Consider the following 22,851-nt stretch of genomic DNA (forward strand, 5'->3'; position numbering starts at 1 on the left):
GGCGGCGAAGCGTTCAGCCGAAGGCTTGGGGACGAATTCCATGACGCAGACGAAGTTCTTTTCGCGCAGCGCGGTTTTCAGCAGGCTCATGTGGCTGGGCACCCGGTGTGGTCAGGGTGGCATTGTGCGGCAGAAGGCGGGCGGGGTCATGTCCGAACGCGCAGGGTGATGCTCTGAATGAGACATCAGCATGATCATGAAGAAATCTTGGGTTCATCTCAAATTTAATGAGTTTGTCTCAAGCGTTTATCCGCCGGAAAATCCCTCTCATTCATTTATGCAGGTTAAGGGACAAAACATGGCACTGGCACACAACCTGGGCTTTCCACACATCAGCGGTGACCGCGAGGCGCGTGCCTGTCACTGGCAGGCTCAGCGTGATGCCGGCATCCAATTGCTGCCAGTGGGTGACTTTGCCTGGCATGATCAACCGTTCGACCTGAGCTGGGCGCAGCTTTTTGATGAAGTGGCACAAGCCAAGGCCTTGGGCCATGCGGTCAAGCCAGTGGTGATCGGCCCGTTGACTTATCTGTGGCAGGGCGAAAACAACGGCAGCATCGAAACGCTGGAACTGCTCGAGCGCCTGCTGCCGCTGTACGATCAGTACCTCAACCGCCTGGCTGCAATGGGCGTGGAGTGGGTGCAGATCGATGAACCGATTCTCGCCGAAGACCTGCCGCAGGACTGGAAAAACGCTTACGAGCGCGTCTACAACATTCTTCAGCGCGCGCCGCTGAAAAAGCTGATTGCCACCTACTACGGTGGCCTTGACGGCAACCTCGGCCTGGCCGTGAACCTGCCTGTCGATGGCCTGCATGTCGACCTGGTACAGGCACCCGAGCAGTACCAGACCCTTCTGGACCGCCTACCGACCTACAAGGTGTTGTCGCTGGGCCTGGTCGACGGCCGCACTGCAGCTGCTTGCGACTTGGGAGAAACCCTGGGCCTGCTGCACGATGCCCATGAGCGTCTGGGGGAGCGGCTATGGCTGGCGCCGGCCTGCTCGTTGTCGCGCAGCCCGGTGGAAGTGGCCGTGCAGAAGTGCCAGGAAGTGGCCGTGCTGGCAGCTGCGCTGGACGAAAACCGAGCTGCGGCTTGATCATCGCCACGGGCGCTTAAAACCCCCTAGAATGCCGACTCCGATCAAATCGACAGGGAGTGATGCGATGCGTGTTCTGGTAGTCGGCGCCAGTAAAGGCCTGGGCAAGGCTTTCATGGAAGGGTTGGGCAAACCCGGCGATACGTTGATTGGGGTGTCGCGCAGCAAACCCGCGGCAGTGAATGTCGGCAAGGGTATTGACGCCCAGTGGATCGAGGCCGATCTAGGCCAGCCTGCCGCTGCAGTAGAGTCGATAGCCCGAGCGCTGGCTGAGGGTGGCGTGGATACGCTGATCTATAACCTCGGCCTGTGGGAGGCCGAAGCGTTCGAAGACCACTACAGCTTCCTTGATGACTGTGACGCAGCGCTGCAGCGCATGGTCGACTGCAACATCACCGCCACCATCCTGCTGGTCAAGCGGCTGCTGCCGCTGCTGCTCGAAAGCGAAAAACCACGGATCATCCTGACCGGTTCCACTTCCGGCCTGCCCCAAAGCGGTCGCCCGGAAGTGACCTTCGCTGCCTCCAAGTTCGGCCTGCGCGGCATCGCCGAAGCATTGCGGGAAGGCTATCGAGGGCAAGGCCTTGGGGTGACGTGCCTGAACCTTGGGTACCTCAATACCGAAGACGGCCTGGATGTGCCGGTGGAAGAGGCTGCGGCGCGTGGGGAAGGGGGGCTGATACCGCTGCACGATGTGGTGCTGATGGTGCGCACGCTGCTGGAGCTTTCGGCGGCCAGTTATGTGCGGGAGCTGACCTTGCCGGCAATTGCCGATGAGCGGTTCTGAGGCCTGAGAGTGGTGTTCAAGCAGGCCCGGCCTCTTCGCGGGTAAACCCGCGAAAGGGCCTAGCCTGTTCGACTCGGTTTTAGATCAGCGCTCGATCGCCAGTGCCACCCCTTGCCCACCGCCAATGCACAAGGTTGCCAGGCCTTTCTTGGCATCGCGTTTGATCATCTCGTGCAGCAAGGTCACCAGCACGCGGCACCCGGAAGCACCAATCGGGTGGCCCAGGGCAATCGCCCCGCCATTCACGTTGACCCGTGCGGCATCCCACTCCAGCGCCTTGCCCACGGCCAGCGCCTGTGCGGCAAAGGCTTCGTTGGCTTCGATCAGGTCCAGTTCGGCCAACTGCCAACCGGCTTTGTCCAGGCAACGCTGGGTCGCCGAAACCGGGCCGATACCCATGATCGCCGGGTCTACCCCGGCACTGGCATAGGCGGCGACCTTCGCTAGCACCGGCAGGCCCAGGGCTTTGGCCTTGGCCGCACTCATCAGCAGCACGGCGGCGGCGCCGTCATTCAGGCTGGAGGCATTGCCCGCAGTGACGCTGCCGTCCTTCTTGAAGGCCGGGCGCAGTTTGCCCAGGGACTCGGCGGTGGTGTCCGGGCGTGGCTGCTCGTCACGGGCGAAGACCTTGGGCTCGCCCTTTTTCTGTGGCAGCAGGATGGGGGTGATTTCCGCGTCGAATCGGCCGGCCTCGATCGCCGCCACCGCCTTGCGCTGCGATTCGGCGGCAAAGGCATCCTGCTGTTCGCGGGTGAGGCTGTACGTGTCCACCAGGTTCTCGGCAGTGATGCCCATGTGGTAGTCATTGAACGCATCCCACAGGCCATCGGTGATCATGCTGTCGATCAGTTGGCCATGGCCCATGCGCTGGCCAGTACGGGCCGAGGGCATCACGTAGGGAGCAAGGCTCATGTTCTCCTGGCCACCGGCAATCACCACCTCGGCGTCGCCGCAACGGATGGCCTGGGCGGCCAGGTGCAGGGCCTTGAGGCCCGAGCCGCAGACCTTGTTCAGGGTCAGGGCCGGTACGCTGAAGGGCAGGCCGGCCTTGATCGCAGCCTGGCGCGCCGGGTTCTGCCCGGCGCCGGCGGTGAGCACCTGGCCGAGGATGACTTCGTCGACTTGCGCCGGGTCCAGCCCGGTCTGCTCCAGCAGCCGCTTGATCACGGCGGCGCCGAGGTCGACCGCAGGCACGGAGGCCAGGGCGCCCTGGAAGCTGCCAATGGCGGTACGGGTTGCGGCGACGATAACCACGTCGTTCATGTTGTTGTTCTCCGGGCAATAGGCGTAGTGCCACCAGCATCGGCGGGTTTGGCTTATTTGTTAAGTTTGTTTTTCTTTCGGATTGATATGAAAAACAAATCAATGGGCACTTGGCGTCCTCCCCAACTAAGCTGAATTTCGTGCTGTTTCACTCAACCCAATGGAGCCCATACCCATGCGCATCCTGATCGCACTGACCCTCCTGATCGGCAGCAGCACAGCATTCGCCGCCACCCAATGCACCACCGCGGATAAAAGCACCTGGCAAGACCAGGAAAAGTTCCAGGCCCAGCTCAAGGAGCAGGGCTACAAGATCAACAAGTTCAAGGTTACCAAGGGCAATTGCTACGAGATCTATGGGTTCGACAAGGACGGTCGCAAGGTCGAGATTTATCATGACCCGGTGACCGGCAAAGCGGTCAAGTCCGAGTACCACGATTGAACAGCGACGGCATGGTGCGGCTGTGGGATCCCCTCCTGCGGCTGTGCCACCTGTCGATCGCAGCGGTGTTCTTCGCCAACTACTTTTTCAACGAAGAGGGCGATGACTGGCACCAGTGGCTGGGCTACTACGCACTGGCGTGCGTCGTGGTGCGCGTGGTCTGGGGCTTTGTCGGGCCAGCCAGTGCGCGCTGGGCCGACTTCTGGCCAACCCCGGCACGCGTGGCCGGGCACGCGCGCAAGGTGCTGCGTGGGGAGCCTTGCCATCGTCTGGGGCACTCGCCGATTGGCGCCTTGGTGATGCTGTTGATGCTGGCGGGTATCGCTGGCCTGGGCCTGACTGGTTGGGCGTCGCAGGAAGTGGATGCACTGTGGGGCGCCGATTGGCCGACCGACCTGCACGGTTGGTTGGCCAATGCGGTGCTGGCGCTGGTGTGTGTGCATGTGCTGGCGGCCATCTACGAAAGCGTGCTGCTGCGCGAAAACTTGCCGTTGTCGATGATCACCGGGCGCCGGCGGCGTCGTGATTGAGGCCAGGCCAGGCAACCTCATTCAAACGGCCGGGCACTGATGGGTCACACAGTGAATCCCCCCACCTCCAGCCGCGATGGCATCGATGTCCAGTTGCACGATATCCCGCCCTGGATACAACGCCGCCAGCAGTGCTCGGGCCTTCTCATCCGCCTGCGCATCACCGAACTGCGGTGCGATGATCGCGCCGTTGATCACGAAGTAATTGATGTACCCCGCTGCAAAGTCGTCATTACCTTTGCTGAACTTGTTACGCCGCCCGCGCAGCGGCGGTGACACCACGTGAACCTGCAGTTTACGGCCTTCGGCATCGGTGGCCTGCTTCAGGATTTCCAGGTGTTTACGCGTCACGGCGTGGTCATAGGAGTCCGGGTCGTTGTCCAGGTTGGCAATCACCACACCCGGCCGCACGAAGCGGGCGTAGAAATCCACATGCCCATCAGTGATGTCTTCCCCGGCGATGCCCGGCAGCCAGATTATCTTGCTCAGGCCCAGCCGCGCCTTCAGCTCGGCCTCGACCTCGGCTTTGCTCCAGTCCGGGTTGCGGTTGGCATTGACCCAACTGCTCTCGGTCATGATGCCGGTGCCGTGCCCGTCCACCTCGATGGCGCCCCCTTCCCCCACCAGCTCACTGCGCTGGTAGCGCGCGTTGGCCAGGGTGGCAACGCGTTTGGCCAGCTGGGCATCGTTACGGTGGCGCTGCTTGTTGCCCCAGCCATTGAAGTTGAAGTCCACCGCCGCCAGGGCGCCGTCATCGTCGACGACGAAATTGGCACCGATGTCGCGCATCCAGATGTCATCCAGTTGGCATTCGACAAAATGTGTGTTGTGGTGGCCACAGTGCTGCTCGGCCAGCTGGCGCTCGCTGGCGCGGCAGAACACGGTCACCGGCTGATAACGCGCGATGGCCTGGCTAATGCGACCGAGTGCGGCTTGCACGTCGGCGGTGAAGTCCTCCCAGATCGCATCCTGGGCGCCAAAGGCGATGAAGGCACGCTGTTGCAATTCGCCCTCGTCAGGCATGAACCAGCGCCCCGGTTCTTCGGCACGGGCCAGCCCCAGGGGCAGGCCAAGGCCAGCGCCGAGGCCGGCGGCCAACGACAGTTGCAGGAAGGTTCTACGGCTTGGCATGGTTCAGTCCTGTGCAGTCTTGAAGCGCGTCCACACACGCATGCGTGCCCGCATGTCGGCCTGTGGAATATCCCGGCCCGGAATCAGCCGGGCATAGGTGGCTTCGTCGAGATAGATATCGGGGTTGTCGCGCATGCGTGGGTCCACCGCCTGGCGCGCTTTGGCGCTGGCCGTGGGGTAGCCGGTGAAGTTGCTGATGGCAGCCATGTTCGCCGGGCGCATGACGAAGTTGATGAAACGATAGGCGTATTCCGGGTGCCTGGCATCGGCCGGAATGGCCATGGTGTCCATCCACACCGTGGTGCCTTGGCGCGGTACGCGGTACTGGAAGTCGAGGTGCTTGCCAGCGGACTCGGCGGTACGCTGGGCCTGGATCACATCGCCGCTGTAGCCCAGTGACAGGCACAAGTTCTCGTTGACCAATTCGGTCACCGGCTGGGACTGGAACTTGCGCACATACGGGCGTATCGCCTTGAGCAGTTCGCTGGCGGCGGCCAGGTCCTCACGCTTGGCACTGCGTGGTTCGCGGCCCAGGTAGTTGAGTACCACGGCCAGCACTTCATCGGGCGAGTCGATGACCGAGATACCACAGTCAGCGAACTTGGCCGCCAACTCCGGCTTGAACAGCAAGTCGAGGTTGTCCAGCGGTGCATCAGGCATGCGCTGGCGAACCTTGTCGGCGTTCACCGTCAGGCCGATGGTGCCCCAGGTGTAGGGCACCGTGGCCTGGCTGGCCTTGGGGTATTGGGCATGCAGCTTGCGCAGGCCGGGCTCGATATCGTCGAGCGCCTCCAGGCGGCTGTGGTCCAGTGGCTGCAGGCTGCCAGCGCGCATCAAACGCTCTGCAACGGTATCGCCGGGGAACACCAGGTCGTAACCACTGCGCCCGGACATCAGCTTGGCTTCGAGCACTTCACTGCCGTCCATCACGTCGTAGATCACCTGAATACCGGTTTCGGCCGTGAACTGCTTGAGGGTGTCCTCGGCAAAATAGTCGGCCCAGTTGTACAGGCGCAGCACCGGCTGTTCGGCCAGTGCCTGGCCAGCGCAGGCGGCCAGTGCCAATGCGGCTAGAACGTGGTGTTTCATGCTCAGGCCCTCAGGCTGTGTGGGTGTGTACCGTCCAGGGTCAGCAGCGTTGCGTACATTTCCGGGCGGCGATCACGGAAGATGCCCCAACTCAGGCGGTCTTCGCGCATGCCGGCCAGGTCCAGGTCATGCAGCCAGATGCCGCTGCTGTCGCGGTCGGCTTCGGCGAGCATGGCGCCCTTGTGGTCGCAGATGAACGATGAGCCATAGAAGCGCATGGCTAGCGCTGCATCGCTGGCGGCAACTTCCTCGCCCACGCGGTTGGCTGCCACCACCGGCAGCAGGTTGGCGGCGGCATGGCCGCGCATGGCGACCTGCCAATGGTCGCGAGAGTCCAGTTCGGCGCAGCCCGGCTCGGAGCCGATGGCGGTGGGGAACAGCAGCACCTCGGCGCCCATCAGGGCCAGGCAGCGAGCGGTTTCGGGGAACCACTGATCCCAGCAGATACCGATGCCCAAGCGCCCGAAGGCGGTATCCCAGACCTTGAAGCCGGTGTCGCCAGGGCTGAAGTATTCCTTCTCCTGGTAGCCGATGGCGTTGGGGATGTGGGTCTTGCGATACACACCGAGCAGGCGGCCATCGGCGTCGGCCACGGTCAGCGAATTGAAGAAGGCATTGCCGGCGCGCTCGTACCAGCTCAGCGGCAGCACCACGCCCAGCTCGCCGGCCAGCGCGGCGAAGCGCTGCAGGATCGGGCTGTCGGGGTAGGGCTGGGCAAGGGCCTGGTGCTGGTGATCCTGCTCGATGCAGAAGTACGGGGTAGCGAACAACTCCTGCAGCAGGATCACCTGGGCGCCCTTGGCAGCGGCCTGGCGTACCAGTTGCTCGGCGCGGTCGAGGTTGTCGGGCAGGTTCCAACTGCACGGCATCTGCGTGGTGGCGATACGCAACTGGCTCATGGCTGCACCTCGGGCTGCTGCTGGGTGATGCAATGAATGCCGCCACCGCCGTAGGCGATGTGGTCAATGCGCACCGGCACGATCTCCCGGCCTGGGAAGGCGTGGCCCAGCTGCGCAGCGGCCTCCTGGTCGGCAGCGATGCCATAGGCCGGCATGATGATCGCGCCGTTGGCGATGTAGAAGTTGGTGTAGGACGCGCAGAACACCTCGGCATTCTGATCGACGGCGGCGCTGGCCTCGTACAGGTCGAGCAGTTCGAAATGGCGGCCTTGGGCGTCGGTGGCCAGTTCCAGGGCGCGGCGGTTTTCCCGCACCACCTCGGCGTACACCGAGTGTTGCTCATGGGTGGCGTCGACCAGCAGCACGCCTGGGCGGGCGAAGGCGCATACGCCATCGACGTGGCCGTCGGTCATGTCACCGGTGACGTACTGCGGGTCACCCGGCAGCCAGATGGTCTTGCTGATGCCCAGGTAGCGGGCGAAACAGGCCTCGAATTCAGCCTTGCTGATGCCTGGGTTACGGTTAGGGTTGAGCAGCACCGATTCGGTGGTGATCAGTGTGCCTTCGCCATCCACATGGATCGCCCCACCTTCGTTGCACAGGGACGTGCTGAAACCGTCCAGGCCCAGCTGGTCGAGCATGCGTCGGCCAAGGCTGCGGTCCAGGCTGTGGTGCGACTTGCCGCCCCAGGCATTGAAACGCCAGCTCAGGCCGGCCAGGCCATGCTGTGGGTGGCAGACGAAGCTTGGGCCGCTGTCACGGCACCAGCTGTCGTCCACGGCCAGTTCGATCAGCTCGATATTGGCGCCGCACAAGGCGCGGGCGCTGGCCATGGCGGAGGGGTCGACCACCATCTTTACCGGTTCGAAACGGGCGATGGCCGCTGCGACACGGGCGTAGTCCTGTTGTACATCGGCCAGGCGCACGTGCCAGCCGCTTTCCCATACGGCCTGGTTGTGTGGCCAGACCATCCAGGTTGCCGCGTGGCGGGCCCATTCGGCAGGCATACGCCAGCCGCTGTCGAGGGACAGGTGCATAGTGAACTCCGATCTATTAAGGATTTTTATCAACGAAGCCCGCCGTCGCGGGTGTTGGTGTCCATGCTATGGCTAGGCTTGGCTGGCGACAAACGATAGATTTAGCGCATATCTGATTAGCGGGTCTTATCAATCATGCTCAAACACTGGCCACCCCTTAATGCCCTGCGCGGCTTCGAGGCCGCTGCGCGGCTAGGCAGCTTCCACAAGGCCGCCGAGGCGTTGAACCTGACCCAGTCGGCCATCAGCCAACAAATTCGCAGCCTGGAAACCTACCTGGAGCAGCCGCTGTTTCATCGCAGTGGCCGTAGCGTGAGCCTGACCGACGCCGGGCACGACCTGCTCAGCACCACGCAATCGCTGTTGCAGCACCTGGCCGTAGGCATTCGCCGGCTAGACCAGTACCGCAAGCCCAATCAGCTGGTGGTGAACACCAGCCCGGCTTTTGCCAGGCACTGGCTGCTGCCGCGGCTGGCGGACTTTCACCAGCGCTGTCCGCAGGTCGACTTGTGGTTGTTTACCAGTTTCGAGGTGCCGGACATGGCCACCGAGACCATCGACCTGGCTATCCGCGATGATCTCAGTGCCCAGGCTGAGTGCAGCTTCAGCGTGCTGCATCAGGACCAGCTGTACCCGGCTTGCCATCCTTCCCTGGCGACTGCAACCGCGCGTACGACCTTGCACGGCGAACGGGAGATGGACTGGAGCCATTGGCAACTGGAGGGCGGCGAGGATGTTGGGCAGCAGGGCAAGGGGCTGAATTTTTCCGACCCGGGGCTGTTGCTGGATGCGGCGAGCGAGGGGTTGGGGGTGGCGTTGGTCAGCCAGTTGCTGGCGCGTCGGGCCGTGCAAGAGGGGCGTTTGCAGGCGTTGTCGGCGCAGCGGGTGCGGGGGCCTGCGTGGGCTTGCCTGGTGCATCGGGAGAGTCAGGAGGATCCGCTAGCCCGGCAGTTTCTGGACTGGTTGAGAGCCGCGTTGGCCTTGGATTGATGCCGGCACGCAAGAACCTCGGTTTTGCATCCCCATGATCACCCCGTAATATGTGTCGGATAACCTGCGGGGGTAGTCTCACCCTCTGATCAATCGGAATCGCCCCAAGCGGCGCTTCCCCGGCATAAACCTGACGAGGTACAGACATTGGCCATCATTCATCCTAAGGTTCGCGGTTTCATCTGCACCACGACTCACCCGAAGGGCTGCGAGCTCAACGTCCGTGACCAGATCGAAGCCACCCGCAAGCTGGGCGTGCGCGAGGATGGCCCGAAGAAGGTCCTGGTCATTGGCGCTTCCAGCGGCTACGGCCTGGCAGCTCGCATCACCGCGGCGTTCGGCTTCAAGGCCGACACCCTGGGTGTGTTCTTCGAAAAGCCTGGCACTGAGACCAAGGCCGGCACCGCTGGCTGGTACAACTCTGCAGCCTTCGACAAGTTTGCCAAGGCCGAAGGCCTGTACAGCAAGTCGATCAACGGTGACGCCTTCTCTGACGAAGCCCGTGCCAAGGTCATCGAACTGATCAAGAACGAAATGGGTGGCAAGGTCGACCTGGTCATCTACTCGCTGGCATCGCCCGTGCGCAAGCTGCCGCAGACCGGTGAAGTGATTCGCTCGGCACTCAAGCCGATCGGCGAGCCGTACAAGTCGACCGCCATCGACACCAACAAGGACACCATCATCGAGGCCAGCATCGAGCCGGCCACCGAGCAGGAAATCGCCGACACCGTCACCGTCATGGGTGGCCAGGACTGGCAGCTGTGGATCGATGCCCTGGCAGGCGCCAACGTGCTGGCCGAAGGCGCTCGCACCGTGGCCTTCAGCTACATCGGCAGCGATATCACCTGGCCGATCTACTGGCACGGTGCCCTGGGCCAGGCCAAGCAGGACCTGGACGAAACCGCCCTGCGTCTGGACCAGAAACTGGCCGATGAAGTGAAAGGCGGCGCCAACGTGGCCGTGCTCAAGTCGGTGGTGACCCAGGCCAGCTCGGCCATCCCGGTGATGCCGCTGTACCTGTCGATGGTCTTCAAGATCATGCAGGAGAAAGGCATTCACGAAGGTACTCAGAACCAGCTCGACCGCATGTACCGCGACCGTATGTACCGTGCCGACGGTGCGCCGGCCGACGTTGACGAGAAGGGCCGTCTGCGCCTGGACGACTGGGAACTGCGCGACGACGTTCAGACCGCCTGCAAGGCCCTGTGGCCACAAGTGACCACCGAGAACCTGTTCGAGCTGACCGACTACGCCGGTTACAAGAAGCAGTTCCTCAACCTGTTCGGTTTCGAGCGCGCTGACGTCAACTACGACGAAGACGTGGCCACCGATGTCAAGTTCGACTGCATCGAGCTGTAACCGTAGTTAACCTGCACCGGCCCTTTTGCGGGTAAACCCGCGAAGAGGCCGGTACAGGCTATAAAATCTTTGCTAGCTTTGGCGCACAACAACAGGGAATGCGCCATGAGTAGCCTCACCCAACCCGCCGCCCCCTTTCGCCAGGCCACAGCCGACGGTTACAGCCTCGGCGGCTTCTGCTGGCGCCACGCTCGCCCTGACCCCCAGCGTCCGCTGGTGATCATCAACGCTGCCACTTCGGTACGCTGCCGCTATTACTCCCGCTTTGCCGACTACCTGTTTGCCCAGGGCTGCGATGTGCTGACCTACGATTACCGTGGCATCGGCGAGTCCCGCCCAGCTTCGTTGCGCGGCTTCCAGGCCTCGTGGAGCGATTGGGGCAGGCTGGATTTCGAAGCGATGCTGGCGCATGCGGCAGAGCATTTCCCCGGTCAGCCAGTGGACGTGGTGGGGCACAGTTTCGGCGGCTGCGCAGTAGGGCTGGCCGCGTCGGCAGGCCAGGTACGCCGGGTAGTGATGGTGGGCGCGCAGTTTGCCTATTGGCGCGACTACGCGGTCGACCAGCGCTGGCAGTTGCTCGGCAAATGGCATGTGGTAATGCCGCTACTGACGCGGTTATTCGGCTACTTCCCCGGCAAGCGCCTGGGTTGGCTTGAAGACACGCCATCCGGCGTGGTGCACGACTGGACCACACGTACCCCACGTTACGAGCATCGCCCCAGCGCTCGGGCGCTGGCGACGCTTCCGTTCGTTCAGGTGCGGGCGGCGACGCTGGCCATCAGCCTCACTGACGACCCGTTTGGCACCGTGGCGGCGACCGAGCGATTGTTGGGTTATCTACAGGGTGCCCGGCACCTGCGTATCGCGCCTGTGGATATCTCGGTCGACGAAATTGGCCATTTCGCGTTTTTCCATGACCGGTTTCGCGAAAGCTTGTGGCCGGTGGCCTTGCAGTGGCTGCAGCAGGGAGACCTGAAAGAAGGGGGGCCTGGAACCCTCATGGATTGAGGGTGGGATCGATATTTTGGGGCTGCTTTGCAGCCCATCGCGACACAAGGCCACTCCCACAGGAAGTATGCGCCCCTTGTGGGAGTGGCCCGGGCTATCTCAAGCCTTGCGCGACAGGGGCTGCCCGGCAAATTTCACGCCCGCCAGACCCTGCTTGATCAGCGCGCGGATATTGCCATGGTCGCTGCCCTCGGGCGTGGCCACCACGTCACGGTAGTGCTCGCCAAAGGCCAGCAGCGCTTCCTGGTCGCTCAGCCCTTCCAGCAAAGCCAGGCCCAGGGTTTTGCACGAACCTTCGTTTTGCCCGGCCGCATTCTCCACGCCGCCATTGTTGAACGCCTGAGGCTGGTAGCTGTAGTTGTCGGCAATGAACGCCAGGGTATCGGCAAAGACATGTTGGCCGCTGGCCAGGCTGGCGCGCAGGGTGTTCAGATCAGTCACGAGGTTTTCCTTTTTCGAACGCCGCTTGTTGTTCGGCGCTGGCTTCTTTCTGGTGTTGGGCTTTCCACTCGGCGTAGGGCATGCCGTACACCGCTTCGCGGGCATCATCCAGGCTCAGGTCGAGCTGGCGCTCGTCAGCCGCGGCCTTGTACCACTTGGACAGGCAGTTGCGGCAGAAACCGGACAGGTTCATCAGGTCGATGTTCTGTACATCGGTGCGCTTTTGCAGGTGTTCGACCAGGCGGCGGAACGCGGCGGCCTCAAGTTCGAGCTGTTGTTGTGGCGTCATGGGCGTCTCTCAAGTCATGCGGTTCTTCAGGTGGCGGCCACCGTTGATGACCACCTGGCTGCCGGTGCTGTACTGGCTGGCGAGCAGGTACTTGACTGTCTCGATCAGCGGGCCGGCGCCGGGTTCGAATTCCAGCAGGGCCTTTTTCAGGGTTTGCTGGCGGTAGGCTTCGTCACCCCCTTCCTTGAGGATCAGCAGCCCGGGCAGGATACCGTTCACGTGCACCTTGGGCGCATATTTTTCGGCAAATGACAGCACCATGTTCTGCAGCGCGGCCTTGGTGGCGGCGTAGCCGATGTGGCTTTTACTGCCGCGCGAAGAGGTTTCGTCGCAGATGTGGATGATGTCGGCCTTTTCCACCTTGGCCAGCAGGTCGCCCAGGGCCAGGTTGAGGTGGTAGGGCGCTTCGACGTGCAGGCGGAACATGGTGTCGAGGTTGTCGAGGCCATCGTCGAGCCACAGCGAGGCGTTATGGATGATGGCGCGCAAGCCGTCGTAATGGGTGTGCAGGTGGTCGATCAGGGCCTGGCGGTCGGCTGGCTGGCACAGGTCGGCCTGGAACTGCACGATGTTCGGGTGGGCCGCCTGTGGCTGGATGCTGCGGCTGGCACTGACCACCGTATGGCCGGCCTGTGCCAGTTCAAGGGCCAGGGCCAGCCCGACGCGCTGGCTGGCTCCGGTAACGAGAATGGGGCTGTTCATGTTCGGGGCGGTCAACTTGTCTGTCCTTTGGTTGCCACCCAGCATACCCGAACTGTTTCCCTGTTGTATGGCCTGGCCTCAGCGGCTGCGCAAGGCGCCAGTGGTGGCCGGGGAGGCCAGCAGCCAACTGGCTAGCAAGCGGGTGGACAACGGGATGAACAGGTACACCATCAGCGGCGTCAGGGCCAAAGTGCTGAGCAGTACGCGGGGTATCAGGTCGAGTGCCGACAACCAGTGGCCGAACAGCAGGTTGAATGCCAGCGATACCGGGAAGAACGCCAGCCAGATGGCCACGGCCTGCTTCCAGCGCGGTGGTTTTTGCACCATGTTGGTGCCAAACCAGTCATCGATGCCGCTTACGCGCGCCTCTTTGGGGCGCTCGAACAGGCCGTTGCCGCGCTGCAGCCAAGCCCGCCGCGAAGCGGAATGTTCCCAGGCATGCAAGGTGGGCTCGTCGCTGAAACGGAAGATGATCTGGAATTCGTCGCCATCGCGTGGCGGGGCGAGGATGCCCGAGCCGAGGTAACCGGGGAAGTCGGTGGCCAGCTGCTCGCCTTCGTGCAGCCAGGCCAGCAGGTCCTGGTAGCGGCCATGGGCGGCGCGGCGCGACACCATCAAGGTGACGGGTGGGGTAGACATCGTGTATCTCCTGGCAACGGGGCTGGCGGGTAGCTGGCCCCTTTGGCTGCGTGGCCCGGGGTGGTGGGCGACGCAGGCGTGCATGCAAGAATCGGGCGCGGATTATCGCGCAGTTGCGATCACCGGCAAATGTCAGCCGGCAAATGGCTGCACCCTGCGGCGGGTGCTGTCGTAGTAGACTATGTGTTCAACTTCCGCACCCAGGGTACACCGTGCAGATGAACGAACAGGGACGTAGTCCGGTTATCGATGCCAGCTTCGAGCAGCAGGAGCTGTTTCCGATTCGTGAAGTTTCCCGCCTGACTGGCGTCAACGCCGTGACCCTGCGTGCCTGGGAGCGCCGCTATGGCCTGATCCAGCCAATTCGCACCGACAGTGGCCACCGCCTGTACTCACAGGCCGACATCGACGAGGTCCGCCGTATCCTTGGCTGGCTGGAGCGCGGTGTGTCGGTCAGCAAGGTGGGTAGTATTCTCGCGCGAGGCCATGCCCTTGCCGGGCAGGCGGGTGGCGCGACAGATGCCTGGCAGCGTTGGCAGCACCAGATTCGTCTAGCGGTGCAGAGCTTCGATCTGGCAGGCCTGGATCGCCTTTACGAGATGGTATTTGCCGCCAGCACCCTGGATCAGGTTTTCGCCGAAGTGTTCATGCCTGTGTGGCACGACATGGCCGTGCGGCAAGGCGGCTACGGGCAGACCAGTGAATGGCTGTTCCTTGACCAGTTCCTGCGCGGTCGGGTGTTCGCCCGTCTGCAGCTTGCCCATGTGCCGCGCAGCCGTAACGTGTTGTTGGCGCCGTTGCCGGGGCAGTGTCATGAACTTGAGTTGCTGGTAACCAGCCTGCTTCTGAGCAGCGAGGAAACAGGTGTGACCCTACTGGCGAGCGGGCAGCCGCTGCGAGAACTGGCGTTGGTCTGCGAACGTCTGAGGCCGGACGCTCTGGTGCTGTTTTCTCATCAGGCACCGACAGCAGAAACTATCCGGCACGTTACGCGCCTGGCGGCGATGCTGGAATGCCCGTTGTTGCTGGCCGGCGAAGCGGCAGAAGTGGCACAGGAGAGCTTGGCTGGCAGCCTTGTCGCTTGCCTGGGGGCGCAAGGTAGTGTGATGCGCCAGCGTTTGCGGCAGTTCCTGGCCGGTCAGCTCGATACCTGAGTGTGCAGCTCGGGATGGGCCTGGCGATGGGCCTGGAGGATGTAGTCCCGCAACCGTTCGATTTCTTCGGCCGGGCTTTGGCTGAGGTCGTAGGCCGCCAGGTTTGGACCGATGCGCCGGCCCAATACGCCATGCAGTTCGATCGGGCTGATGCCGCCTGGGGCGAAGCGAAGCTCGAAGCGGGCGGGTGCCGCTGGCAGATCACGGATTTCCAGCAACACACCTTTGAAGGAAATATCACGCACCCACAGGCCGCTGGTCTGGTCATGGGCATCAAGCAGTGCGCTCGGCTGGTCCATCGACAGGCGCCAAGGGCGCAGCATGGGGCCGTCTTCGTAGATTTCCGGTGAGCCCAGTTGCAGGTGCAGGGCGTGAAACTCGTCCTCGACCAGTTGCAGCGGGAAACTGATCTGCTGGTTATTGAACTGGGCCTGCAAGGTCACTTGCTCGTTGGCCACCAGCTGGGTAAGCAAGTTCTGGATGCGGCGGTCGCCATTGACCAGCAGGCTCGACATGGAGTCGGCCAGGTTCAATTGCGGCGAGTGTTGCATGTTCTGTATGAAGTCCAGCTCGTCCTGGGTCAGGAGCACGTCTGCTTGCATGATCGAACTCGGTGGTGGCGATTTCTTCAACGGGGTTGACCGTGCGTGGCGTACTTGGTTCAGGCGCGTTCGTCGGTTTTCGGACGAGCGCACATCTTGGCCAGTTCCCGTTCCAGTTCGACCTGGCGGCTGACGTCTTTCTGGATGCCGATGAAGTAGGTGCGCTGGTCGGCGTCGCTTCTCACCGGCGTGATCGACAGTTCGTTCCAGAAGGCGCTGCCATCCTTGCGGTAGTTGCGCAGCACTTCGCGGCACGGGCGGCCTTCGGCCAGGGCCTTGCGGATGCGCGCGCGGCCAAGCTGGTCACGGTCGTCGGCCTGCAGAAAGCGGCAATCCTGATAGAGGACTTCGTCGCGGCTATAGCCAGTCAGGCGTTCGAAGGCGGCGTTCACGTAGATCAGGATAGTGTCGTCGCCTTCCTGTTCGGCGACCACGATCCCGTCATTGGACGCATCGACCATCGATTGCAGCAATTGCGCGTTGATCATGTTCGGGCCATTGAGCAAGAAGGGGGCGAAGCAGGGCTGAAGGCGGCGACTTTGGTAGAGGCGGCCTTTTGCCATCGCTGGATGCTAGTATCCTACGTTTTCACTCAGTTTCGGAATCCTCTTCCCGATGAAAGTCGTCATTATTTCCGGATCGGTCTACGGCACCGCCGAAGAAGTCGCACGTCACGCTGAATCGCTGCTCAAGGCAGCGGGGCTGGAGGCCTGGCATGCGGCCCGCGCCACCCTTCAGGATCTTCAAGGCTTTGCCCCCGACGCCTTGCTGGCCGTGACCTCGACCACCGGCATGGGCGAGCTGCCGGACAACCTCATGCCGCTGTACAGCGCCATTCGTGACACCCTGCCTGCGGCCTGGCGCGGCCTGCCGGGCGCAGTGATTGCGCTGGGCGATTCCAGCTATGGTGACACCTACTGTGGTGGTGGCGAGCAGATGCGCGAGCTGTTTGCCGAGCTGGGCGTGCGCGAAGTGCAGCCGATGCTGCGCCTGGATGCGAGCGAGACAGTGACCCCGGAGGCAGATGCCGAGCCGTGGTTGGCTGAGTTGGCGAGTGCCTTCAAAGCCTGAGTCCCAAGGTAGAGCCGCTCCTACAGGGGCAGTGTCAGGCGTTGAGCTCGCGCAACAAGGCCAGCCACGCCTGAGCCGCCCGTGACAGATAGGCCCCGCGTCGCCAGATGAACGCAATATCCCACCGCAGGTCTTCCGGCGAACGCAGCGGCACACGCACCACCCCGGGGCGCTCCAGCGCTTTTGCCACTACCCGGGGCAGCAACACCACACCCTGGCCCGCCGCCACCAGCGCCGCCAAAAAATCTGCCTGGCCACTGCGCCCGCCTTCTTTCGGGGTAAAGCCCTGCTGCTGACACGCCTTCAACAGCCGATCGTTAAGCACGAAGCTGCGCTGGTACAGCAAGAACGGCGTATCGGCCAGTTGCCCCAGGTCCACTCCGGCCAAGCCCGCCAAGGCATGCCCAGCCGGCAGCAAGGCGTCCAGGGGTTCGTTGCAGAACGGCTGGTAGTCGAATGCCTCGTCACTGGGCGTCAAGCTGCCGCCCAGTTCCAGCTCGCCGCTTCTGACAGCCTGTTCGACGCTGCGGCTACCGCCTTCGAGCAGTTGGATGGCGATGTTCGGGTGGCGCCGTCGGTACTCGGCGAACAGGCCGGCGAACAAGGCGTCGCTGCCTAGCATCGGTAAACCCAGGCGCAGTTCGCCACGCTCCATCAGGCTGAGATCGTCCAGTTCGTTGAGCAACGCCTGACGCTGACGCAGCAGGGCTTCGCCACGCTCCAGCACGATGCGCCCGGCAGCGGTCAGGTGCAGTTGCGAGGCCTGACGCTCCAGCAGCGGCTGGCCCACATCTTGCTCCAGCTGGGCTACCTGCTTGCTCACCGCCGACTGGCTGATGTGCAGCGTCTGTGCGGCCTGGGTAAAACCGCCCCGGTGGACCACTTCGATAAAGCTGCGCAGTTGTTTGAATTCCATGCTTGGATTCCATTATGGAATGGCGATCAGTCTAACAATTCGCTTCTGGCCTAGGCAGTCGAATCTTAAAATGAGGGCCTGTCGAGGAAACCCGCCATGAAACCCGCCTTATTGAAAAAAGCCCTGCGCCTGCTCATCGAGTTGGCGATCCTCTGTGCCCTGTTCCTGCTCGGCGGCCAGCTCGCCAGCTGGTTGGGCTGGCCGATCCCTGGCGGCGTGATGGGCCTGGCCCTGCTGTTGATACTGTTCGCTTCGGGTGTGCTCAAGCCGGCCATGTTGCAATTGGGCGCCGGCTGGCTGATGGCCGAGATGCTGCTGTTCTTCATCCCGGCGCTGATGAGCCTGCTGGACTACGGCTCGCTGATCCGTGAAGAGGGCTGGCGCATCTTGCTGGTAATCGCTGTGAGCACGTTGATGGTGATGGTGGTGACGGCATTGACCGTGGAACTGGTGTGCCGTTGGAGGTTACGCCATGAGCCTTGAACCCATGCCGCTGTTCTGGCTGGCGCTGACTTTGCTGGCCTACCTGGGTAGCCGCTGGCTGTACCGGCGCAGCAAGCGCTACCTGCTGTCGCCATTGATCCTGGTGCCGGTTTTGCTGCTGGGGGTGGCCGTGCCGCTGCATACAGCCTATGCCGAGTATGCCCGCAACACCCACTGGTTGATGAGCGTGCTCGGCCCAGTGACCGTGGCTTTCGCGGTGCCGATCTGGCAGCAGCGGGCCATGCTGGCGCGCCATTGGCCAGCCCTGATGGTGGGCATGGTGGCTGGTAGCTGTGCCTCGATTGCCAGCTCCTGGGGCTTGGCGCACCTGCTGGCGCTGGACAGCGCAACCAGCCTGTCGCTTGTGCCGCGTTCGATCACCACGCCCTTCGCCATGCCGCTGGCCCACGACCTGGGTGGCGTGCCGGAACTGACGGCGGTGTTCGTGATGTTCACTGGCGTGCTCGGCGCCATGTTCGGCGGCGTGCTGCTGCGCTGGTTGCCGCTGCGTACACCGCTGGCACGGGGTGCGCTGTTTGGTGTTGGCGCGCATGGCGCCGGGGTCAGCCGGGCGCAGGAGGTGGGCCGCGAAGAAGGCTCGGTGGCCGGCCTGGTCATGGTCCTGACTGGGCTGCTCAACCTGTTCGCAGCGCCGCTGCTGGCCATGCTGCTCTGACCGTTCGTGCCACTGACTCGCTCAGTCATCAAGCTGGCTGGCAACGCAAGTTCCAGCCAACGGGCTGCTGGCTAGACTCTGCCTCGACATAGAGAGCACATGTATGTGCCGAGGTGACATGCAATGACCGCAGCCTTGCCCTATTCCGTCAACACCACTTCTCCGGGACCGCTCTGATGCCTATGGCCGAAATTCCATTGTGCGTCTGGCGTACCCGGGGACAGAGTTTCATCTTCCGGGGCCAGAGCATCCGCTACTGGACCGCAGGGCAAGGAGAGCCCCTGCTTCTGTTACACGGTTTTCCCACTGCCAGCTGGGATTGGCACTACCTGTGGGGGCCTTTGACCCAACGTTTCCGGGTGATCGCGTGCGACATGCTCGGTTTTGGCGATTCGGCCAAACCGGTTGATCATGCCTACAGCCTGATGGAGCAAGCGGACCTGCAGCAGGCCTTGCTTGCCCACCTGCAGGTCAAGCAGCCGGTGCATCTGCTGGCCCATGACTATGGCGGCAGCGTGGCCCAGGAATTGTTGGCGCGCCATCATGAGCAGCGCGCCGACATCGCCAGTTGCGTGTTCCTCAACAGCGGGCTGTTCCCCGAAAGCTGCCGCATGCTGCTGATCCAGAAGCTGCTGCTCAGCCGCTTTGGCTGGCTGGTGGGGCGTTCGTTCGGGCGTGACGACCTGGTGCGCAATGTGACCCAGGTCTATGGCCCCTGCACTCACCCCAGTGAGAGCGCGCTGGATGACTTCTGGAGCCTGATCGCTACCAACCGGGGTACACGCATCCTGCACAAGTTGGTGGGCTACATGCCCGAGCGCAGGTTGCACCGTGAACGCTGGGTCGGGGCGATGCAGCGCAAAGGCGTACCACTGCGTTTCATCAATGGCGTGGTCGACCCACTGTCCGGCGGGCACATGCTCGAGCGTTACCGGCAACTGGTGCCGGAGCCGGACACCGTGCAGCTGCACGGCATTGGCCATTACCCCCATACCGAAGCGCCGATGCAGGTGCTGCGCCACTACCTGGCCTTTCGCGAACAACCGTCCAGCTACTACCAGCCGAAAGTGGCGTGGTCCTGACGGGGCCTCATCGCCCTGCGTTATTGCCAGGCATTCAGCCTGCGTGAGCTTGATTGTCCGCCTGCCGCTGGCGGCGGACACTCGGCTGACCTGAACCTGCCTGGAGCCATGAGCATGAGCGAGCCCGTCCATTTGCAAGATCGCGTGGTGATCGTCACCGGCGCCGGTGGCGGCCTGGGCCGCGCCCACGCGCTGCTGTTCGCCGCGCGGGGTGCCAGGGTGGTGGTCAACGACCTTGGCGGTTCTACCCACGGGGAAGGTGCCAGCGCCTCGGCCGCCGACCGGGTGGTGGAGGAGATCCGCGCCGCCGGTGGCAGCGCCATCGCCAACCATGACTCGGTCAGCCACGGTGCACGTATCGTCGAGCAGGCGCTGGACACGTTCGGCCGGGTCGATGTGCTGGTGAACAACGCTGGCATCCTGCGCGACAAGACCTTTCACAAGATGGACGACAGCGATTGGGAGCAGGTGTACCAGGTGCATGTCGAAGGGGCCTTCAAAGTCACCCGCGCCGCCTGGCCACACTTGCGCGAGCAAAACTGGGGGCGGGTGATCTTCACGGCTTCCACCTCGGGTATCTACGGCAACTTTGGGCAGGCCAATTACGGCATGGCCAAGCTGGGCCTGTACGGGTTGACCCGCACGCTGGCCATCGAAGGGCGCAAGCACGGCATCCTGGTCAACGCCATTGCTCCCACGGGCGGTACCCGCATGACCGAGGGGCTGATCCCACCCCAGGTATTCGAGCGGCTCAAGCCCGAGCTGGTCAGCCCACTGGTGGTTTATCTGGGCAGCGAGCAGTGCCAGGGCACGGGGGAGCTGTTCGAGGTGGGCGGCGGCTGGGTGGGCAAGGTGCGTTGGGAGCGCAGCCTGGGAGTGGGTTTTGATCCGCGCGAGGGGTTTACCCCGGAGCAGGTGGCGGAGCACTGGGCGCAAATCGGCGACTTTGACGGGGCGGTGCATCCTCAGGACAGTTTGCAGGCATTGCAGCAGATGATGGCGAACCTGCAGAAATACCCGCTGGGCTGAAGATTTATCCGCTCAAATAAAAAAGGCCGCTGCAAGCCGCAGCGGCCAATCGAGACGTTAGATCAAGGAGCTTCAAAATCTACGTCGGTGAACCTCGCAGGCCTGAAAGGCGGGGGGGAGAGCCCTTCATGCCGGCCAGTGAGTTAAGAATAAGCGCTTGATCCGCTGGGAAAAATAGCTGCTTATGACATTCACCTTTACGTATCGGGCAATAGTGCCGCTAGCGCTCAGGTAGCGGGCGAATAGCCCATGCGCCAGCTGGTTTCCCGCGCTGCCGCCAGTAGCCGTTGCGCCGCTGGGCCATGTTCGTCGGCGTGGAAGATCGATGTCGGCCCGACCACGGTCATCACCGCCGCCACCTGCCCCATGGCATTGAACACCGGCGCCGACAGGGCATCCACGCCCGGCATCAGCAGGCCGTGCACATGGTGCAGGCCACGTTCGCGAATGCCTGCCAGCACCGGCTGGTAATCATCGGCGTGGTGCTGCAGGGCGGCCAGTTCGCGGTCACGCAACTCGACGGTTTCGCGCTCGGGCAGGTAGGCGGCGAACACCAGGCCGGTGGAGGAGGTGAGCAGCGGCAGCACCGAGCCCATCTGCGTCACCACGGTAACTGCACGCACCGCCGGTTCAATGCTGACCACGGTCGCGCCCTGGTTGCCCCACACGGCAATGAAGCAGCTCTCGTTAAGTTCGTCGCGCAGTTGCGACAGCGGCAGTGCGGCAGTTTTCAGCACATCGATGCTGCCCAGCGCCGCCAGCCCCACCCGCAATGCCTCGCGTCCCAGGCCGTAATGGTTGGTGGCGGCATCCTGTTCGGCAAAGCCGCTGGCGATCAGCGCTTGCAGGTAACGGTGCACTTTGCTTGCCGGCATTTGCACATGTTCCGCCAGGCGTGACAGCGAGGTGGACGGGGACAACTCGGCAAGGGCCTTGAGGATGTCGGTGCCGACCTCCGCCGAGCGGACTTTCTGCTTGCCGTTGTCGGCGGGGGAGCTGGCTTTGGTCATGGACATCTTCTTCTGGATTCTTCAAGTCGCGCCTTTATAGCTTGACGCCATGCGTGGAGCAAATTACGTTATTCGTAATCTGATTACGATAAAAACAATGCAGACGCGCTGCCACCCCACATCGGGCCAGCAGCCAGCTGCCCGCAACGGCTCGGCCAGAGCCCGGAGGCATCGATGAATCGCGACACCTCACCCGACCTTCACTACCTCAGCGGCTTCGGCAACGAGTTTGCCAGCGAAGCGCTGCCAGGGGCCTTGCCGGTCGGGCAGAACTCGCCACAGAAGGCACCCTATGGGCTGTATGCCGAGCTGCTCTCGGGCACGGCGTTCACCATGGCCCGCAGCGAGCTGCGTCGCACCTGGCTGTATCGCATTCGCCCGTCTGCCTTGCACCCTCGTTTCGAGCGCCTGGCGCGTCAGCCGCTGAGCGGGCCGCTGGGGGGCATCAACCCCAACCGCCTGCGTTGGAGCCCACAGCCGATTCCCGCCGAACCGACCGATTTCATCGAGGGCTGGTTGCCCATGGTGGCCAACGCCGCAGCGGAAAAACCGGCTGGCGTGAGCATCTACATCTACCGCGCCAACCGTTCCATGGAGCGGGTGTTCTTCAACGCCGACGGTGAACTTTTGCTGGTACCGGAACAGGGCCGCCTGCGCATTGCCACTGAACTGGGCGTAATGGAAGTCGAGCCGCTTGAAATTGCGGTGATCCCGCGTGGCATGAAGTTCCGTGTGGAACTGCTCGACGGCCAGGCCCGTGGCTACATCGCCGAAAACCACGGCGCGCCGCTGCGTATTCCAGACCTGGGCCCGATCGGCAGCAATGGCCTGGCCAACCCACGCGATTTCCTCACCCCGGTGGCGCACTACGAAGAGGCCGAAGCGCCGGTGCAACTGGTGCAGAAATTCCTGGGCGAACACTGGGCTTGCGAGCTGCAGCACTCGCCGCTGGACGTGGTGGCCTGGCACGGCAGCAACGTGCCGTACAAATACGACCTGCGCCGCTTCAATACCATCGGCACGGTCAGTTTCGACCACCCGGACCCTTCGATCTTCACCGTGCTGACCTCGCCGACCAGCGTGCATGGCCTGGCCAACATGGACTTCGTGATCTTCCCGCCAC

At 63.1% G+C, this 22,851-nt stretch carries 27 protein-coding genes; 14 read left to right on the plus strand and 13 right to left on the minus strand.

Annotated features, from left to right (window positions below; genetic code table 11):
• Positions 1-298 precede the first annotated feature (298 nt).
• Together APH35_RS25805 and APH35_RS25810 are read left to right on the plus strand one after the other, a co-directional pair.
• A complete protein-coding gene (locus APH35_RS25805) occupies positions 299-1,099 on the plus strand; it encodes a 5-methyltetrahydropteroyltriglutamate--homocysteine methyltransferase (RefSeq protein WP_060515734.1) in 801 nt (266 codons plus the stop codon).
• Positions 1,100-1,166: 67 nt separating this feature from the next.
• Positions 1,167-1,886, plus strand: a complete 720-nt coding sequence (locus APH35_RS25810; RefSeq protein WP_060494107.1) for an SDR family NAD(P)-dependent oxidoreductase — start codon at positions 1,167-1,169, stop codon at positions 1,884-1,886.
• Between the two features lie 84 nt (positions 1,887-1,970).
• Here the strand turns inward: APH35_RS25810 and APH35_RS25815 are convergent, their stop codons facing one another.
• The gene (locus APH35_RS25815) at positions 1,971-3,149 is read right to left on the minus strand and encodes an acetyl-CoA C-acetyltransferase (RefSeq protein WP_060515735.1); all 1,179 of its coding nucleotides are present in this window, start codon (positions 3,147-3,149) and stop codon (positions 1,971-1,973) included.
• A gap of 175 nt (positions 3,150-3,324) precedes the next feature.
• On the opposite strand from APH35_RS25815, the gene APH35_RS25820 reads away from it, so the two are divergent.
• Entirely contained in the window at positions 3,325-3,591 is a 267-nt protein-coding gene (locus APH35_RS25820; protein ID WP_012274166.1) for a PepSY domain-containing protein, read from the plus strand.
• Entirely contained in the window at positions 3,588-4,121 is a 534-nt protein-coding gene (locus APH35_RS25825; RefSeq protein ID WP_080516267.1) for a cytochrome b/b6 domain-containing protein, read from the plus strand. The genes APH35_RS25820 and APH35_RS25825 overlap by 4 nt, the downstream gene beginning before the upstream one ends.
• Before the next feature lie 21 nt (positions 4,122-4,142).
• Here the strand turns inward: APH35_RS25825 and APH35_RS25830 are convergent, their stop codons facing one another.
• The 4 genes from APH35_RS25830 to APH35_RS25845 are packed head-to-tail and all read right to left on the minus strand — an operon-like array spanning position 4,143 to position 8,277.
• Positions 4,143-5,252 (minus strand): agmatine deiminase family protein, encoded by a 1,110-nt coding sequence (locus APH35_RS25830; RefSeq protein WP_060515736.1) that lies wholly within the window; start codon positions 5,250-5,252, stop codon positions 4,143-4,145.
• Positions 5,253-5,255: 3 nt separating this feature from the next.
• Entirely contained in the window at positions 5,256-6,341 is a 1,086-nt protein-coding gene (locus APH35_RS25835) for an extracellular solute-binding protein (protein WP_060515737.1), read from the minus strand.
• Positions 6,342-6,343: 2 nt separating this feature from the next.
• The gene (aguB, locus tag APH35_RS25840) at positions 6,344-7,240 is read right to left on the minus strand and encodes an N-carbamoylputrescine amidase (protein WP_060494103.1); all 897 of its coding nucleotides are present in this window, start codon (positions 7,238-7,240) and stop codon (positions 6,344-6,346) included.
• Positions 7,237-8,277, minus strand: a complete 1,041-nt coding sequence (locus APH35_RS25845; RefSeq protein WP_060515738.1) for an agmatine deiminase family protein — start codon at positions 8,275-8,277, stop codon at positions 7,237-7,239. The genes aguB and APH35_RS25845 overlap by 4 nt, the downstream gene beginning before the upstream one ends.
• A gap of 135 nt (positions 8,278-8,412) precedes the next feature.
• On the opposite strand from APH35_RS25845, the gene APH35_RS25850 reads away from it, so the two are divergent.
• From APH35_RS25850 to APH35_RS25860, 3 genes are all read left to right on the plus strand, one after another.
• Positions 8,413-9,267: a LysR substrate-binding domain-containing protein gene (locus APH35_RS25850; protein ID WP_012274160.1), complete on the plus strand. Its 855-nt coding sequence runs from the start codon at positions 8,413-8,415 to the stop codon at positions 9,265-9,267.
• A 147-nt stretch (positions 9,268-9,414) separates the two neighbouring features.
• Positions 9,415-10,626: an enoyl-ACP reductase FabV gene (gene fabV, locus APH35_RS25855; protein ID WP_012274159.1), complete on the plus strand. Its 1,212-nt coding sequence runs from the start codon at positions 9,415-9,417 to the stop codon at positions 10,624-10,626.
• A gap of 105 nt (positions 10,627-10,731) precedes the next feature.
• Positions 10,732-11,634 (plus strand): alpha/beta hydrolase family protein, encoded by a 903-nt coding sequence (locus APH35_RS25860; protein ID WP_060515739.1) that lies wholly within the window; start codon positions 10,732-10,734, stop codon positions 11,632-11,634.
• A gap of 99 nt (positions 11,635-11,733) precedes the next feature.
• Here the strand turns inward: APH35_RS25860 and APH35_RS25865 are convergent, their stop codons facing one another.
• The 4 genes from APH35_RS25865 to APH35_RS25880 are packed head-to-tail and all read right to left on the minus strand — an operon-like array spanning position 11,734 to position 13,705.
• The gene (locus APH35_RS25865; protein ID WP_012274157.1) at positions 11,734-12,075 is read right to left on the minus strand and encodes a HopJ type III effector protein; all 342 of its coding nucleotides are present in this window, start codon (positions 12,073-12,075) and stop codon (positions 11,734-11,736) included.
• Positions 12,068-12,364: a DUF1244 domain-containing protein gene (locus tag APH35_RS25870; RefSeq protein WP_012274156.1), complete on the minus strand. Its 297-nt coding sequence runs from the start codon at positions 12,362-12,364 to the stop codon at positions 12,068-12,070. The genes APH35_RS25865 and APH35_RS25870 overlap by 8 nt, the downstream gene beginning before the upstream one ends.
• Before the next feature lie 9 nt (positions 12,365-12,373).
• Positions 12,374-13,111, minus strand: a complete 738-nt coding sequence (gene folM / locus APH35_RS25875) for a dihydromonapterin reductase (RefSeq protein WP_012274155.1) — start codon at positions 13,109-13,111, stop codon at positions 12,374-12,376.
• Between the two features lie 33 nt (positions 13,112-13,144).
• Entirely contained in the window at positions 13,145-13,705 is a 561-nt protein-coding gene (locus tag APH35_RS25880) for an antibiotic biosynthesis monooxygenase (RefSeq protein ID WP_012274154.1), read from the minus strand.
• 218 nt (positions 13,706-13,923) lie between these two features.
• Here APH35_RS25880 and APH35_RS25885 point away from each other — a divergent pair, with 218 nt between their 5' ends.
• Positions 13,924-14,859: a MerR family transcriptional regulator gene (locus tag APH35_RS25885; protein WP_060515740.1), complete on the plus strand. Its 936-nt coding sequence runs from the start codon at positions 13,924-13,926 to the stop codon at positions 14,857-14,859.
• Here the strand turns inward: APH35_RS25885 and APH35_RS25890 are convergent.
• Together APH35_RS25890 and APH35_RS25895 are read right to left on the minus strand one after the other, a co-directional pair.
• Positions 14,844-15,461 (minus strand): hypothetical protein, encoded by a 618-nt coding sequence (locus APH35_RS25890; protein WP_012274152.1) that lies wholly within the window; start codon positions 15,459-15,461, stop codon positions 14,844-14,846. The two genes, APH35_RS25885 and APH35_RS25890, sit on opposite strands and share 16 nt — an antisense overlap.
• Positions 15,462-15,520: 59 nt before the next feature.
• Positions 15,521-15,949, minus strand: a complete 429-nt coding sequence (locus APH35_RS25895; RefSeq protein WP_012274151.1) for a PAS domain S-box protein — start codon at positions 15,947-15,949, stop codon at positions 15,521-15,523.
• Between the two features lie 127 nt (positions 15,950-16,076).
• On the opposite strand from APH35_RS25895, the gene APH35_RS25900 reads away from it, so the two are divergent.
• Positions 16,077-16,532 (plus strand): flavodoxin, encoded by a 456-nt coding sequence (locus APH35_RS25900; RefSeq protein ID WP_012274150.1) that lies wholly within the window; start codon positions 16,077-16,079, stop codon positions 16,530-16,532.
• Between the two features lie 34 nt (positions 16,533-16,566).
• Here APH35_RS25900 and APH35_RS25905 read toward each other — a convergent pair whose 3' ends face one another.
• Positions 16,567-17,448 carry a LysR family transcriptional regulator gene (locus tag APH35_RS25905; protein ID WP_060494099.1) on the minus strand — a complete coding sequence of 294 codons (882 nt, stop codon included), beginning with the start codon at positions 17,446-17,448 and terminating at the stop codon, positions 16,567-16,569.
• Between the two features lie 96 nt (positions 17,449-17,544).
• On the opposite strand from APH35_RS25905, the gene APH35_RS25910 reads away from it, so the two are divergent.
• From APH35_RS25910 to APH35_RS25925, 4 genes are all read left to right on the plus strand, one after another.
• The gene (locus APH35_RS25910) at positions 17,545-17,931 is read left to right on the plus strand and encodes a CidA/LrgA family protein (RefSeq protein WP_060515741.1); all 387 of its coding nucleotides are present in this window, start codon (positions 17,545-17,547) and stop codon (positions 17,929-17,931) included.
• Positions 17,921-18,607, plus strand: coding sequence for an LrgB family protein (locus APH35_RS25915; RefSeq protein ID WP_060515742.1), 687 nt, complete (start codon positions 17,921-17,923; stop codon positions 18,605-18,607). Before APH35_RS25910 ends, APH35_RS25915 begins: the two co-directional genes overlap by 11 nt.
• Positions 18,608-18,783: 176 nt before the next feature.
• The gene (locus APH35_RS25920; RefSeq protein ID WP_012274146.1) at positions 18,784-19,689 is read left to right on the plus strand and encodes an alpha/beta fold hydrolase; all 906 of its coding nucleotides are present in this window, start codon (positions 18,784-18,786) and stop codon (positions 19,687-19,689) included.
• Between the two features lie 114 nt (positions 19,690-19,803).
• Entirely contained in the window at positions 19,804-20,718 is a 915-nt protein-coding gene (locus APH35_RS25925; protein ID WP_012274145.1) for an SDR family oxidoreductase, read from the plus strand.
• Between the two features lie 227 nt (positions 20,719-20,945).
• Here the strand turns inward: APH35_RS25925 and APH35_RS25930 are convergent, their stop codons facing one another.
• Positions 20,946-21,728: an IclR family transcriptional regulator gene (locus APH35_RS25930; RefSeq protein WP_041166588.1), complete on the minus strand. Its 783-nt coding sequence runs from the start codon at positions 21,726-21,728 to the stop codon at positions 20,946-20,948.
• A gap of 174 nt (positions 21,729-21,902) precedes the next feature.
• Between APH35_RS25930 and APH35_RS25935 the strand changes: the two genes are divergently transcribed.
• Positions 21,903-22,851: homogentisate 1,2-dioxygenase (locus APH35_RS25935; protein WP_060515743.1), on the plus strand; the 949-nt coding region annotated here is incomplete at its 3' end.

Origin of the sequence: Pseudomonas sp. NBRC 111132, assembly GCF_001320565.1 — a bacterium.
In the GTDB taxonomy this organism is placed as follows: Bacteria; Pseudomonadota; Gammaproteobacteria; order Pseudomonadales; family Pseudomonadaceae; genus Aquipseudomonas; species Aquipseudomonas putida_P.